Origin of the sequence: Pseudomonas putida, assembly GCF_028682175.1 — a bacterium.
GTDB lineage: Bacteria > Pseudomonadota > Gammaproteobacteria > Pseudomonadales > Pseudomonadaceae > Aquipseudomonas > Aquipseudomonas putida_AD.
In genome coordinates, this window is the sequence record NZ_JANHKS010000010.1 from 1 (window position 1) to 12,613 (window position 12,613).

At 62.6% G+C, this 12,613-nt stretch carries 10 protein-coding genes, 3 tRNA genes and 1 pseudogene; all 14 read right to left on the reverse strand.

All coding sequences use genetic code 11. The features are described 5' to 3' along the window. Nucleotides 1-76: 76 nt before the first annotated feature. The 14 genes and pseudogenes from NPS29_RS09335 to truA all read right to left on the reverse strand — a co-directional run bounded on the left by NPS29_RS09335 (nt 77) and on the right by truA (nt 12,391). The gene (locus tag NPS29_RS09335) at nt 77-931 is read right to left on the reverse strand and encodes a DUF2242 domain-containing protein (protein WP_274132175.1); all 855 of its coding nucleotides are present in this window, start codon (nt 929-931) and stop codon (nt 77-79) included. 261 nt (nt 932-1,192) lie between these two features. Beyond that, nucleotides 1,193-2,458, reverse strand: a complete 1,266-nt coding sequence (locus NPS29_RS09340) for a 3-phosphoshikimate 1-carboxyvinyltransferase (RefSeq protein WP_274132176.1) — start codon at nt 2,456-2,458, stop codon at nt 1,193-1,195. Nucleotides 2,459-2,647: 189 nt separating this feature from the next. Next, nucleotides 2,648-2,724 (reverse strand) — tRNA-Asp (locus NPS29_RS09345). Between the two features lie 130 nt (nt 2,725-2,854). Next, nucleotides 2,855-2,931, reverse strand: a tRNA-Asp gene (locus tag NPS29_RS09350). Nucleotides 2,932-3,008: 77 nt separating this feature from the next. Then, nucleotides 3,009-3,084 (reverse strand) — tRNA-Val (locus NPS29_RS09355). Between the two features lie 136 nt (nt 3,085-3,220). Continuing rightward, on the reverse strand, nt 3,221-3,985 hold the full coding sequence (locus NPS29_RS09360; RefSeq protein WP_274132330.1) for an SDR family oxidoreductase: 765 nt from the start codon (nt 3,983-3,985) through the stop codon (nt 3,221-3,223). Between the two features lie 24 nt (nt 3,986-4,009). Continuing rightward, a complete protein-coding gene (locus NPS29_RS09365) occupies nt 4,010-5,221 on the reverse strand; it encodes an O-succinylhomoserine sulfhydrylase (protein WP_274132177.1) in 1,212 nt (403 codons plus the stop codon). Between the two features lie 21 nt (nt 5,222-5,242). After that, nucleotides 5,243-6,751: an amidophosphoribosyltransferase gene (gene purF, locus NPS29_RS09370; RefSeq protein ID WP_274132178.1), complete on the reverse strand. Its 1,509-nt coding sequence runs from the start codon at nt 6,749-6,751 to the stop codon at nt 5,243-5,245. Nucleotides 6,752-6,763: 12 nt separating this feature from the next. Further along, the gene (locus NPS29_RS09375; protein WP_274132179.1) at nt 6,764-7,351 is read right to left on the reverse strand and encodes a CvpA family protein; all 588 of its coding nucleotides are present in this window, start codon (nt 7,349-7,351) and stop codon (nt 6,764-6,766) included. Nucleotides 7,352-7,704: 353 nt separating this feature from the next. After that, nucleotides 7,705-8,391: an SPOR domain-containing protein gene (locus NPS29_RS09380; RefSeq protein WP_274132180.1), complete on the reverse strand. Its 687-nt coding sequence runs from the start codon at nt 8,389-8,391 to the stop codon at nt 7,705-7,707. Then, a pseudogene (gene folC / locus NPS29_RS09385) lies at nt 8,375-9,681 on the reverse strand (bifunctional tetrahydrofolate synthase/dihydrofolate synthase). The gene NPS29_RS09380 and the pseudogene folC overlap by 17 nt, the downstream one beginning before the upstream one ends. Beyond that, a complete protein-coding gene (accD, locus tag NPS29_RS09390; RefSeq protein ID WP_274132181.1) occupies nt 9,678-10,598 on the reverse strand; it encodes an acetyl-CoA carboxylase, carboxyltransferase subunit beta in 921 nt (306 codons plus the stop codon). Before accD ends, folC begins: the two are co-directional and overlap by 4 nt. 289 nt (nt 10,599-10,887) lie before the next feature. Further along, entirely contained in the window at nt 10,888-11,508 is a 621-nt protein-coding gene (locus NPS29_RS09395; protein ID WP_274132182.1) for a phosphoribosylanthranilate isomerase, read from the reverse strand. A gap of 58 nt (nt 11,509-11,566) precedes the next feature. Then, the gene (truA, locus tag NPS29_RS09400) at nt 11,567-12,391 is read right to left on the reverse strand and encodes a tRNA pseudouridine(38-40) synthase TruA (RefSeq protein ID WP_274132332.1); all 825 of its coding nucleotides are present in this window, start codon (nt 12,389-12,391) and stop codon (nt 11,567-11,569) included. Nucleotides 12,392-12,613 lie beyond the last annotated feature (222 nt).

Genomic DNA, 12,613 nt, shown 5'->3' on the forward strand with positions numbered 1-12,613 from the left:
TCAGACGACATTGGTGTGACAGATACACCGCCGTCGCGGGCAAGCGCGCTCCTACAGGGGCGGTTACATCAACCCATCACTGCGCCGGGGTGGCCTCTGGGGTCGGCTCGGGCGCTGGCTCCGCAGCAGGCGCGGCTTCGACAGGTGCTGCAGCCTCGGCCTTGAACGGCTCAGGCTCGGCAGGTGCAGGCATTGGTTCACTGCTCTGCTCGGCGGTGGTGGCCGGTGCCGTGGCAGGCGTGGCCAAGGCCGCAGGTGCCGCAGCAGGTGCAGGCGCGGCGGCCGGTGCAGGGGCTGGGGCTTCAGCCGGCTTCTGCTCGGTCAGCGCAGCCGGCTTGGCGCTAGGCTCCGGCATGCCCAGGTCGGTCTTGGGTTTTTCTTCAATGTGCGCAGCCTTCTTCACTTCCGGCGGCAGGAAGTTTTCCACCAGCGCGAAGAAACGGTCGTAGAACTTGGAGGACGCCACGGTTTCACTGGCGACCTTGACCATCGAATCGTCGGTCGAGCCGATCGGCATCGACACCGAACCCAGCACGCCCACACCAAGGCTCGCCGAGTTGTTCACCTTCTTCAGCGCATAACGGTCCTGCAGGGCGTTGGCGAACATGGTCGCCTTGCCATCGGCGCCGCCGTCCGCGGCGCAGACCACGTTGAAGCTGATCTCCATGTGGGTCTCGCCGGTCTGCTGGAAGCTCTTGTGACCGGCAATCATCTTCGGATCGCTGCTGGTGATGATGTAGCCCTGGCTCAGCAGTGCGCGGCGGCCGGCTTCACAGGTGGCCGCATCGGAGACAGGGTAGTTGCGCGAGAATGTTCCAGCGTCATCGAAGTTTTCGTGTTCGTAGACAGTCTGCTTCTTCGACGAACAGCCTGCGGCGGCCAGCAGGGTGATCGCCCAGCATGCGGTACGAAAGCTCAGTAATTTAGACATCAAACATCCCGGGAAAAAGGCCGACAGAACAGTAGACCACAGAAAATCGCCGCCAAGTCTGCAACAAGGCCAGCGCAGGATCAACGCAGAGTTTGCAAGGATGTGGATACATCGAAGGTTTCAGCTTACCAGCCAGTTGCTGGCGGCGGCCTGAACAGGGTCGTTCAGGCGACTTATGGCCAGACGATGTCACGTGCGGGAAATCGCCGAACGGAGGCCGGATTGACTGACGGTCGTCGCTCCTGACCTCCTGAGGCGCGATCAGAGCTCGCCGCGTTCCAGACGCACGCCCAGAAACTCCAGCGCGCGCCAGTAGCCTGGATAGGTCTTGGCGACACAATCAGGGTCCTGGATGCGGATGCCGGACACCTTCAGGCCCGCCAGGGCGAAGCACATCGCGATGCGGTGGTCGGAATGGGTGTCGATCAGGCCAGTGCTGCTGGTGCCTGCAAGGCCCGGATCAGCCGCTACCAGCAGATCGTCGCCTTCGACCGAAGCCAGTCCCGGACGCACCTGGTTCAAGCCATCGTGCAGCGCCTGGACGCGGTCGCATTCCTTGACCCGCAGGTTGGCCAGGTCAACGAAGCGCACCGGGGTCTGGTTGAAGGCAGCCAGCACCGCCAGGGTCGGAATGGCGTCCTGCATCTGTGAGCCGTTGACCACCGCCAGCATGTTCGGGAACTGCGCAATCACTTCCAGCGCCTTGGCGTCGGGCTGGGTGAAGGCGTCAGCGGCCACGCCCAGGTCGATCTTGCCGGAGGTCAGGGCTTCAGCGGCCCACAGGTAGGTCGCGGCAGAAGCGTCAGGCTCGACGTAGTAATCGCACGCGGTGTACCCGGTCGGCGACACGCGCCACAGCGCTTCGTCGACCACTTCCACTTCTGCACCAAAGGCGCGCATGCAGGCGATGGTCAGGTCAACGTAGCCGCGCGCACCGATTTCCTTGCCGGTCAGTGCCACTTCGATCGGTGCGTCGCCGCAGGCCGCGACCATCAGAAGCGCCGACACGTACTGGCTGGACAGGCCGCCGTCGATTTCGAAACGACTGGCCTTGATCGAACCAGTGCCCTGCACCAACACCGGCGGGCAACCGGTGGCGCTCTCGGCGCTCAGGCCGCCCTTGCGCAGGGATTCGAGCAGCGGGCCGATGGGGCGCTTCTGCATGTAGTGGTCGCCGTCCAGGGTGACACTGCCGTTGACGGTGCACACGGCAGCGGTCAGGAAGCGCACGGCCGTACCGGCATTGCCCAGGAACAACGGGCCTTCCGGCACCTGCAGCGTGCCGTTGCCGGTGACCACGAAACTGGTGTCGTCCGGCTCTTCGATGGTCACGCCCATCTGCCGCAACGCATTGGACATGTGTCGGGTGTCATCGCTCTTGAGCGCGCCGCGCAGATGGCTGGTGCCCTTGGCCAGCGCCGCCAGCAGCAGCGCGCGGTTGGTGATCGATTTGGAGCCAGGTGGTGCGACATGCCCCGTCAACGGTACGCCCGGTGGGATCACAGTGATCGTTTGGTTCATGCCCATGGTCCAGCTCTCCAGATTCGAAATCAGCGACGCTTCAAACAAGCCGCCAATAATGGCATTTATCGTTGCGCTGTGCAGCAATCGCTGTCGCATCTGACCACCGGGGCCTGAACGACAGGCACAAAAAAAGCGACCCTGAGGTCGCTTTCTTTGTCGCTTCAAGGAGTTCAAGGGCCTTGAAGCTATGTATGGCGCAGCGGACGGGACTCGAACCCGCGACCCCCGGCGTGACAGGCCGGTATTCTAACCGACTGAACTACCGCTGCGTGTCGCACAGACTTTCATCTGTTTAACTCTGTTGAAACATGCCGTGAGGCATACTTCGTGAAACACTGATTGAATGCCTTGGCTTCAATCTCAGATCCGTCTGCCTAAGCAAGACGACTCTGGAAAATATGGCGCAGCGGACGGGACTCGAACCCGCGACCCCCGGCGTGACAGGCCGGTATTCTAACCGACTGAACTACCGCTGCGCAGAGTGGACTGTTCGTCCTGCTGAATCTCAGTAACCTTCAGCGTTTTGTTACCAGCTTATAAAGCTGCTCAACGATGGTGGGTGATGACGGGATCGAACCGCCGACCCTCTGCTTGTAAGGCAGATGCTCTCCCGGCTGAGCTAATCACCCTTTGCTTCGCTGAGGCCGCGAAATTTACGCAGGTACCGAACCTAAGTCAATACCCTGCTTGAAGTTTTTTTTAAAAAAGTCGATTTTGAGCGGCAGGCCATAAACGAAAAAGCGGGCCATCAGGCCCGCCTTCAGATCATTCGACGTAAATCATCTTCTTGCTCATGCCGCCGTCGACGACGAACTCCTGCCCGGTGACGAACCCGGAGTTCTTCGACAGCAACCAGGCCACCGTCGCCGCGACATCTTCCACCGTCCCTACCCTGCCCGCCGGATGCTGCGCATGATCGGCATCGGTCAGAGGCTCGGCACGGCGTGCGGAAGGATCACGGGCATCGATCCAGCCGGGGCTGACCGCATTGACCCGCACTTGCGGACCGAGACTCATGGCCAGGGCGTGGGTCAGTGCCAGCAGGCCACCCTTGCTCGCCGCATAGGCTTCGGTATCGGGTTCCGATTGCCGGGCGCGCGTCGAGCTGAGGTTGACGATACTGCCGCCATGGGCACGCAGATAAGGCGCGCAGTGCTTGGCCAGCAGCATGGGCCCTGTGAGGTTGACCGCCAGCACGCGATTCCAGTGCGCAAGGTCCAGGCTTTCCAGCACGGTATTGCGCGGATCGGCCACCGCCGCGTTGCACACCAGCGCATCGAGCCGGCCAAAGATGCCCAGCACCTCGGCAACGCCCTTGGCCACCTGCTCTTCGCTGGCGACGTCCATGGTGATGAACGAGGCATTGTCACCCAGCACATCCGCCACAGCCTCACCGCGCTGGCGATCCACGTCGGTCAGCACAACCTGCCAGCCTTCGGTGATCAGCCAGGCGGCGATGCCCAGGCCGATGCCGCGCGCGGCACCGGTGACCAGCGCAACACGACCGTTGTGCACGCTCGCGGCGTCCATTGCGTATTCAGTCACGAGCGTCACTCACAACGCAGCCAGGCCACGTGCCAGGTCGGCCTTGAGGTCGGCAACGTCTTCCAGGCCCACGGCAACCCGGATCAGGCTGTCGCGGATACCGGCGGCTTCACGCTCCTGCGGCGAGAGGCGCCCGTGGGAGGTGGTGCCCGGATGGGTGATGGTGGTCTTGGTGTCGCCCAGGTTGGCCGTGATGGAAATCAGCCGAGTGGCATCGATGAAGCGCCAGGCGCCGTCCTTGCCACCCTTGACCTCAAAGCTCACCACCGCGCCGAAGGCTTTCTGCTGACGCTTGGCCAGTTCGTGCTGTGGATGGCTTTCGAGACCGGCGTAGTGCACTTTCTCGATGCCGTCCTGCTGCTCCAGCCATTGCGCCAGCTCCAGCGCGTTCTGGCAGTGCGCACGCATGCGGATGTTCAGGGTTTCGAGGCCCTTGAGGAACAACCAGGCATTGAACGGGCTCAGGCTCGGGCCTGCGGTGCGCAGGAAACCGACGACTTCCTTCATCTGCTCGCTGCGGCCAACGACCACGCCACCCATGGCGCGACCCTGACCGTCGATGAATTTGGTCGCCGAATGCACCACCACGTCCGCGCCCAGGCGCAGCGGCTGTTGCAGCGCAGGCGTGCAGAAGCAGTTGTCCACCACGAGCATCGCACCCTTGGCATGGGCGATTTCGGCCAGTGCGGCGATATCGACCAGTTCGGCCAGCGGGTTGGATGGCGACTCGACAAACAGCAGCCTGGTGTTGGGCTTGATCGCCGCGTCCCAGCCAGACAGCTCGGCCAGGGCCACGTAATCAACCTGCACGCCAAAACGCTTGAAGTACTTTTCAAACAGGCTGATGGTCGAGCCGAACACGCTCTTGGACACCAGAACGTGGTCGCCGGCGCTGCACAGACTCATGACGGTGGCCAGAATGGCCGACATGCCGGTGGACGTCGCCACGGCCTGCTCGCCACCTTCCAGGGCCGCAATGCGCTCCTCGAAGGAATGCACGGTCGGGTTGGTGTAGCGCGAATAGACGTTGCCCGGCTGGTCACCGGCAAAGGTGGCAGCCGCATCAGCCGCCGTGCGGAACACGTAGCTGGAGGTGAAAAACAGTGGATCGCTGTGTTCGCTCTCCGGCGTGCGGTGCTGACCAGCACGGACAGCGAGGGTATCGAAACCCACGCCGTCCAGATCGCTGTCCAGTCGTCCGGCATCCCATTGCTGAGTCATGCCGTCTACTCCTTGTCTGAATTAGTTGTTGTACAGATCGATGATCGCGCTCACTGCCTGATTCTTGACCTTGGAGGCGTCATTGCGCGCCTGCTCGATCCGGTTCAGGTAGTGCTCGTCGATGTCGCCGGTCACGTACTTGCCGTCGAAGACCGAGCAATCGAAGTTGTCGATCTTGATCTTCTTGCTGCCGCTGACCGCCTCGATCAGGTCGTTCAGATCCTGATACACCAGCCAGTCGGCACCGATGAGGTCGGCCACGTCCTGGGTGGTACGGTTGTGAGCGATCAGCTCGTGAGCACTCGGCATGTCGATGCCGTAGACGTTAGGGAAGCGCACGGCCGGGGCCGCGGAGCAGAAATACACGTTCTTGGCACCAGCTTCGCGGGCCATCTGGATGATCTGCTTGCAGGTGGTGCCGCGCACGATGGAGTCGTCCACCAGCATCACGTTCTTGCCGCGGAACTCAAGCTCGATGGCGTTGAGCTTCTGGCGCACGGATTTTTTCCGCGCAGCCTGGCCCGGCATGATGAAGGTACGGCCGATGTAGCGGTTCTTGACGAAACCTTCGCGGAACTTGACGCCCAGGTGGTTCGCCAGCTCCAGGGCGGCGGTACGGCTGGTGTCGGGAATCGGGATGACCACGTCGATGTCGTGATCCGGACGCTCGCGCAGGATCTTGTCGGCCAGCTTCTCGCCCATGCGCAGACGCGCCTTGTAGACCGAGATGCCGTCGATGATCGAATCCGGACGCGCCAGGTAGACGTGTTCGAAGATGCACGGCGCGTATTTCGGGTTGGCGGCGCACTGGCGGGTGTGCAGCTTGCCGTCTTCGGTGATGTACACCGCTTCGCCCGGGGCCAGGTCACGGATCAGGGTGAAGCCCAGCACGTCCAGGGAGACGCTTTCGGAGGCGATCATGTACTCGACGCCTTCGTCGGTATGACGCTGGCCGAACACGATCGGGCGGATGGCGTCAGGGTCGCGGAAGCCGACGATGCCGTAGCCGGTGATCATCGCTACGACTGCGTAGCCACCACGGCAGCGGTTGTGCACGTCGGTGACTGCCGCGAAGATGTCTTCTTCGGTCGGCTGCAGCTTGCCGCGAACGGCCAGCTCGTGGGCGAACACGTTGAGCAACACTTCCGAGTCGGAATTGGTGTTGACGTGGCGCAGGTCAGATTCGTAGATCTCCTTGGCCAGTTGCTCGACGTTGGTCAGGTTGCCGTTGTGGGCCAACGTGATGCCGTACGGCGAGTTGACGTAGAACGGCTGGGCTTCGGCCGAAGTCGAGCTGCCCGCTGTTGGATAGCGTACGTGACCAATGCCCATGTGACCGACCAGGCGCTGCATATGGCGCTGCTGGAACACGTCACGGACCAGACCGTTGTCCTTGCGCAGGAACAACTTGCCGTCGTGGCTGGTCACGATACCGGCAGCGTCCTGGCCGCGGTGCTGGAGGACGGTGAGCGCGTCATACAGCGCCTGATTGACGTTCGACTTGCCGACGATACCGACGATGCCACACATGCGACACAACCCCTACTTAGTGGAACTGGATTTACCGATCACATCCTGCGGCGTTACCGACGGCAGGAGGTGATCCTTGAACGGGATATCAACAGGTACGCTGACCCCGCTGGCTAGCCACTTGCTGGACATCCCGAGAATCAGGTTTTTCGACCAGTCAGCGACCATGACAAATTGCGGAAGCAGCCTGGACTGCTGCCACCATTGATCCTGTTGTACCGGGCCCAGGCTCAACAGCCCTACCGCTACCACGACCAGCAGGCCTCCGCGCGCAGCGCCGAAGACCATGCCCAGAAAACGATCGGTCCCGGAAAGCCCGGTGACGCGAATCAGTTCCCCGATCAGAAAGTTGACCATGGCGCCGACCAAGAGGGTGGCGACGAAAAGAATGGTGCAGCCCGCGATGACGCGCGCCGAGGGTGTTTCGATGTAATTGACCAGATACTGGGCCAGCGAACCGCCAAACATCCAGGCAACAGCACCTGCGATGATCCAGGTCAGCAAGGACAGCGCTTCCTTGACGAAGCCGCGCTTGAGACTGATCAAAGCGGAAATGACGACAATCGCGATGATTGCCCAGTCAACCGGAGTAAATGACACGTTGCAGCCTACAGACTGATGAGGCGGCGCATTTTAGCAGAGCCCGCGCGTGGCGGTAAGCGGGGATTGCGGGTGTCGGGCAATAAAGGCGAACTATTGGACTTTGCCCCGGTCACCAAGGCCCAGACCTGTAGGAGTGAGCTTGCTCGCGATGGCAGTTATCCAATCACCGCATCAGTCGCTGATCTGACGCCATCGCGAGCAAGCTCACTCCTACAGGAGAGCGGTGGGTCATTCCACATCGTGGTGTCTGACCGGGCGCTGTCGCGGGCAAGCGCGCTCCTACAGGCGGGGGCGACCTCAAGGACGCCCCCGCCGGCAAGCCGTGCTGCTACGGGGTGTGGCGTCGCGGGTTATTTGCGCTCTGGCTGGAAGCGTACGACGATGCCCTTGAGCTTTTGCTGCTTGTCGAGCTGGTCGCGCAGGCGGTCGGCCTCGGCGCGTTCGATCAAGGGACCGACGAACACCCGGTTCACGCCATCGGAGGTGCGAATGTAGGCGTTGTAGCCTTGGGTGCGCAGGGTTTTCTGCAGGTTGTCGGCGTTGGCGCGGTTGGACAGGCTGGCCACCTGGACCGCCCAGGTGACCGACAGGCCATTGGCATCGACGCGGCTTGGCTCGGCGGCCGGCGCGGCGGGAGCCGGTGCCGGTGCAGCGGTTGCCGGTTTGGCAGGCGCAGGTGCCGGAGCTTGCGCCGGTGCCGGCGCTGGCTTGGCGGCAGTTGCAGGCTTGGCAGGTGCAGGCGCCGGTGCAATCGGCATGGACGGCGGCTGGTGGCTGGTCACGGGCTGGCTGGGTTGCGCCAGCTCTTCGTCGCTGGGCACAGGCTCCTGCGGCAGCGGCTGCTGCTCGGGCACCGCGACCGGATCGACCTTGACCTGAGGCACGACAGGCGCCTGTGGCGCGGCTGGCGCGTCCACCTGCACATGACGCGCTTCGTCCTGACGCGAAAACAGCATCGGCAGGAAAATCACCGCAATGGCAATCAACACCAACGCGCCAACCATGCGCTGCTTGTACGCCTTATCCAGCAAAGCCATGTGTCACTTCCTCCGTGACGTGCCAGCAAGCCATTCCAGGGCCTCGGCGACGCAATAAAAAGACCCGAACAGCACGATTTCATCGTCGGCTGTTGCCTGCGCGCACTGAGCCTCGAGGGCCAGTGCGACACTCGGGTAGGACGCCACCTGAGCGCCAAGGTTCTGCAACGCCTGCGCGATTTCCTGTTCCGAACGGCTGCGCGGCGTCGGCAATGGCGCCACCGCCCAACTGCTGAAGCTGCCCACGAGTTCGGTGAGCACGCCTTGCAAGTCCTTGTCGCCGAGCAGGCCGAACACCGCCAAGCGCTTGCCGGACACTGCGCGCTGATCCAGGCGCTGGGCCAGGAACACCGCTGCATGCGGGTTGTGGCCCACATCCAGCAACAGGTGCAGTGGCTTGCCCTGCCACTCGAACGAGCGACGATCCAGCCGCCCGGTCACGCGAGTGCTCAGCAGCGCGGTGCGGATCGAGGCCTCCTGCCAGGGCAGACCCATCAGCAGGAAGGCCTGCAGCGCCAGCGCGGCATTCTGCATCGGCAGATCGAGCAACGGCAGGTCGCGCAGTTCGACACGCTGACCGCCCGCATCGGTGCCAGACCAGTTCCAGCCCGCGGCCTGCACGTCCAGGTCGAAATCACGACCGCGCAGCGACAGTGGGCAGTTCAGCGCGGCAGCCTTGTCCAGCAGAGGCTGCGGAGGATCGATATCACCACAGAGCGCCGGGCGTCCTTCGCGGAAGATCCCGGCCTTCTCGAACGCCACCGATTCGCGGGTATTGCCCAGCCACTCGGCGTGATCCACGCCAATGCTGGTGACCAGCGCCATGTCGGCGTCGATCAGGTTCACCGCGTCCAGGCGCCCGCCCAGGCCGACTTCCAGCACCACAGCATCGAGCGCCGCCTGCTCGAACAGCCAGAACGCCGCCAGGGTGCCCATCTCGAAGTAGGTCAGGGAAATATCGCCACGAGCCTTCTCGATCACCTCGAAGGCCTGGCAGAGCTGTGCATCGGTGGCCTCGACGCCCTGCAACTGGACCCGCTCGTTATAGCGGACCAGGTGCGGCGAGCTGTAGACACCGACCTTGAGCCCTTGCGCCTGCAGCAACGAGGCAACGAACGCGCAGGTAGAACCCTTGCCGTTGGTGCCGGTGACGGTGATGACGCGAGGTGCCGGGCGGCTCAGACCAGCCTGCTGCGCTACCTGTTGCGAACGCTCCAGCCCCATGTCGATGGCAGAAGGATGCAGTTGCTCCAGGTAGCTGAGCCAGTCGCTCAGAGAGCGTGCGGTCATATGTTGGCCGGTGCAGGTGGAACGACGATAGGTTCGAGTTTCGGCGCGACGAATTTCGGCGTCGGCAGGCCCATCATCTGCGCCAGCAGGTTACCCAGGCGCGGACGCAGTTCCTGACGGGAAATGATCATGTCGATGGCACCGTGGTCCAGCAGGAATTCACTGCGCTGGAAGCCTTCCGGCAGTTTTTCGCGCACGGTCTGCTCGATCACGCGAGGACCGGCGAAGCCGATCAGCGCCTTGGGCTCGGCAACGATCACGTCACCCAGCATTGCCAGGCTCGCCGACACACCACCGTAGACCGGGTCGGTCAGCACGGAGATGAACGGCAGGCCTTCTTCGCGCAGGCGGGCCAGTACGGCCGAGGTCTTGGCCATCTGCATCAGGGAGATCAGCGCTTCCTGCATGCGTGCGCCACCGGAAGCGGCGAAGCAGATCATCGGGCAGCGGTTTTCCAGCGCGTAGTTGGCCGCCTGAACGAAACGCTCGCCGACGATGGCGCCCATCGAGCCGCCCATGAAGGAGAATTCGAACGCGCTGCACACCACCGGCATGCCCAGCAGAGTGCCGCTCATGGAGATCAGGGCGTCTTTCTCGCCGGTCTGCTTCTGGGAAGCGACCAGGCGGTCCTTGTATTTCTTGCTGTCGCGGAATTTCAGGCGGTCAACCGGCTCAAGGTCTGCACCGATTTCCTGACGCCCTTCAACGTCCAGGAAGATGTCCAGACGAGCGCGCGCACCGATACGCATGTGGTGGTTGCACTTGGGGCAGACGTCCAGGGTCTTTTCCAGCTCCGGACGATACAGCACCGCCTCGCACGATGGGCACTTGTGCCAGAGGCCTTCAGGTACCGAGCTTTTCTTCACCTCGGAACGCATGATCGAAGGGATCAGTTTGTCTACCAACCAGTTGCTCATGCTTTCTTTCTCCAGTACCTACGGCTGGAACGCGATGGCAATCAATGCCAACGCCAGCCCTTAAACTAAATTCATGTGCAGCTTCGCGAAACACCCTGCGACGATCGACACAGGTGCCTGACCTGCCGAACGGCGTTTCTTCGAGACTGCCCTCGATTTCCTGCAGCGAGACGCTTGTACGTCTTCGCCTGTTAAATTTTTGGCCAGCCATAAACCCTGGCCGCAGGCTAGTGGACGGCAACCGCCTGTCTGCCGTCACATCGACGAGCGATACCTGCGCTAAAAAACATCACGCCCCATGGACCGCGCTCATGAACGCACGGATCTTGTCGTGATCCTTGATGCCCCGGGACATTTCTACCCCGCCGCTGACATCCACCGCGTAAGGCCGTACCTGTGCGATGGCCTGAGAGACGTTAGCCGAAGTCAGCCCGCCCGCCAGGACGATGGGTTTGCTCAATTGCTTTGGAATCAGCGCCCAATCGAAAGTTTCGCCGGTACCACCGGGCACGCCCGCGACGAAGGTGTCGAGCAGGATGCCGCTGGCCTTGTCGTACAGGGCACAACTGGCGGCGATGTCGTCACCGGCCTGCACCCGCAGGGCCTTGATCCATGGCCTGCCGTAGCCTTCGCACTGCTCGGGGGTTTCATCGCCGTGGAACTGGATCAGGTCCAGGGGCACCACTTCCAGCAACGCCTTCAGCTCCTCGCGGTCAGCGTTGACGAACAGCCCGACTGTACTGATGAAGGGGGGCAACTGGGCAATGATGCGCTGTGCCTGCTCGATGGTGACCGCCCGCGGGCTCTTGGGGTAGAACACGAAACCGATCGCATCGGCACCCGCCTCGACAGCGGCCAGCGCATCTTCTATGCGGGTAATCCCGCAGATCTTGCTGCGAACGGCTGACATGTGGTGAAGGCCTCAGTACGACGAAAGTCCCGGATGGTAGCAAATGCTTGTGTAGGCGTCAGCCGTCCAGTTCCGAGAAACCTGTCAGAAAATGCGGCCCGATGTAACGCTCGGGCAACGGGAACTCGTCACGGTACTCCACCTGCACCAGATACAGCCCGAACGGATGCGCCGTCACGCCACCGGTGCGACGCACCCGGCTCTCCAGCACTTCACGGGCCCATTCGATGGGCCGCTCCCCTGCCCCGATGGTCATCAGTACACCGGCGATGTTGCGCACCATGTGATGCAGGAAGGCATTGGCGCGAATGTCGAGCACGATCATCTTGCCGTGACGGGTCACCCGCAGGTGGTGCAGCTGCTTGATCGGCGACTTGGCCTGGCATTGCCCGGCACGGAACGCGCTGAAATCATGGGTGCCCACCAGATACTCAGCCGCCAGCGCCATGCGCTCGACGTCCAGTGGACGGTGGTTCCAGGTGATTTCCTGACCCAGGTGCGCCGGACGAATCTGATCGTTGTAGATCACGTAGCGATAACGCCGGGCAATGGCCTTGAAGCGTGCGTGAAAGTGCGCAGGCATCTCCTGGGCCCAGGTGACGCTGATGTCATGGGGCAAGTTGATGTTGGCGCCCATGGTCCAGGCCTTCATGGTGCGCACCGCCTGGGTGTCGAAATGCACCACCTGGCCGCAGGCATGCACGCCGGCATCGGTGCGCCCGGCGCACATCAGGGATACCGGCGAATCGGCGACCCTGGACAGTGCATTCTCCAGGGTTTCCTGAACGGTCAGCACGCCGGTGGACTGACGCTGCCAGCCGCTGTAGCGAGAACCTTTGTATTCAACGCCCAGGGCGATTCGGAAAAAGCCTTCGGCGGCCATTTCGGCGGCCGCGGTCTCTGCCTGAGTATCTGTAGTTGCCAAGAGCTTGAAGCCTGTCGATGTGCGCAAGGGCGGCCATTATACGGATGGCGGCGAAAGACGCCATTCTCAAACGGCTACCATACATCCCGTAGCAGCACGGCTTGCCGGCGGGGACGATATGCCTGCCCCTGCATGGGTGACTGACACACCGCTCCCGCCGGCAAGCCGTGCTGCTACGGG

Bases quoted from the DNA above. Each gene is read 5' to 3' on its own strand.
- NPS29_RS09395 (WP_274132182.1), bottom strand. From the start codon at position 11,508: ATGTCAGCCGTTCGCAGCAAGATCTGCGGGATTACCCGCATAGAAGAT.
- purF (WP_274132178.1), bottom strand. From the start codon at position 6,751: ATGTGTGGCATCGTCGGTATCGTCGGCAAGTCGAACGTCAATCAGGCG.
- NPS29_RS09340 (WP_274132176.1), bottom strand. From the start codon at position 2,458: ATGGGCATGAACCAAACGATCACTGTGATCCCACCGGGCGTACCGTTG.
- accD (WP_274132181.1), bottom strand. From the start codon at position 10,598: ATGAGCAACTGGTTGGTAGACAAACTGATCCCTTCGATCATGCGTTCC.
- NPS29_RS09380 (WP_274132180.1), bottom strand. From the start codon at position 8,391: ATGGCTTTGCTGGATAAGGCGTACAAGCAGCGCATGGTTGGCGCGTTG.
- NPS29_RS09335 (WP_274132175.1), bottom strand. From the start codon at position 931: ATGTCTAAATTACTGAGCTTTCGTACCGCATGCTGGGCGATCACCCTG.
- NPS29_RS09360 (WP_274132330.1), bottom strand. From the start codon at position 3,985: ATGGACGCCGCGAGCGTGCACAACGGTCGTGTTGCGCTGGTCACCGGT.
- NPS29_RS09365 (WP_274132177.1), bottom strand. From the start codon at position 5,221: ATGACTCAGCAATGGGATGCCGGACGACTGGACAGCGATCTGGACGGC.
- truA (WP_274132332.1), bottom strand. From the start codon at position 12,391: ATGGCCGCCGAAGGCTTTTTCCGAATCGCCCTGGGCGTTGAATACAAA.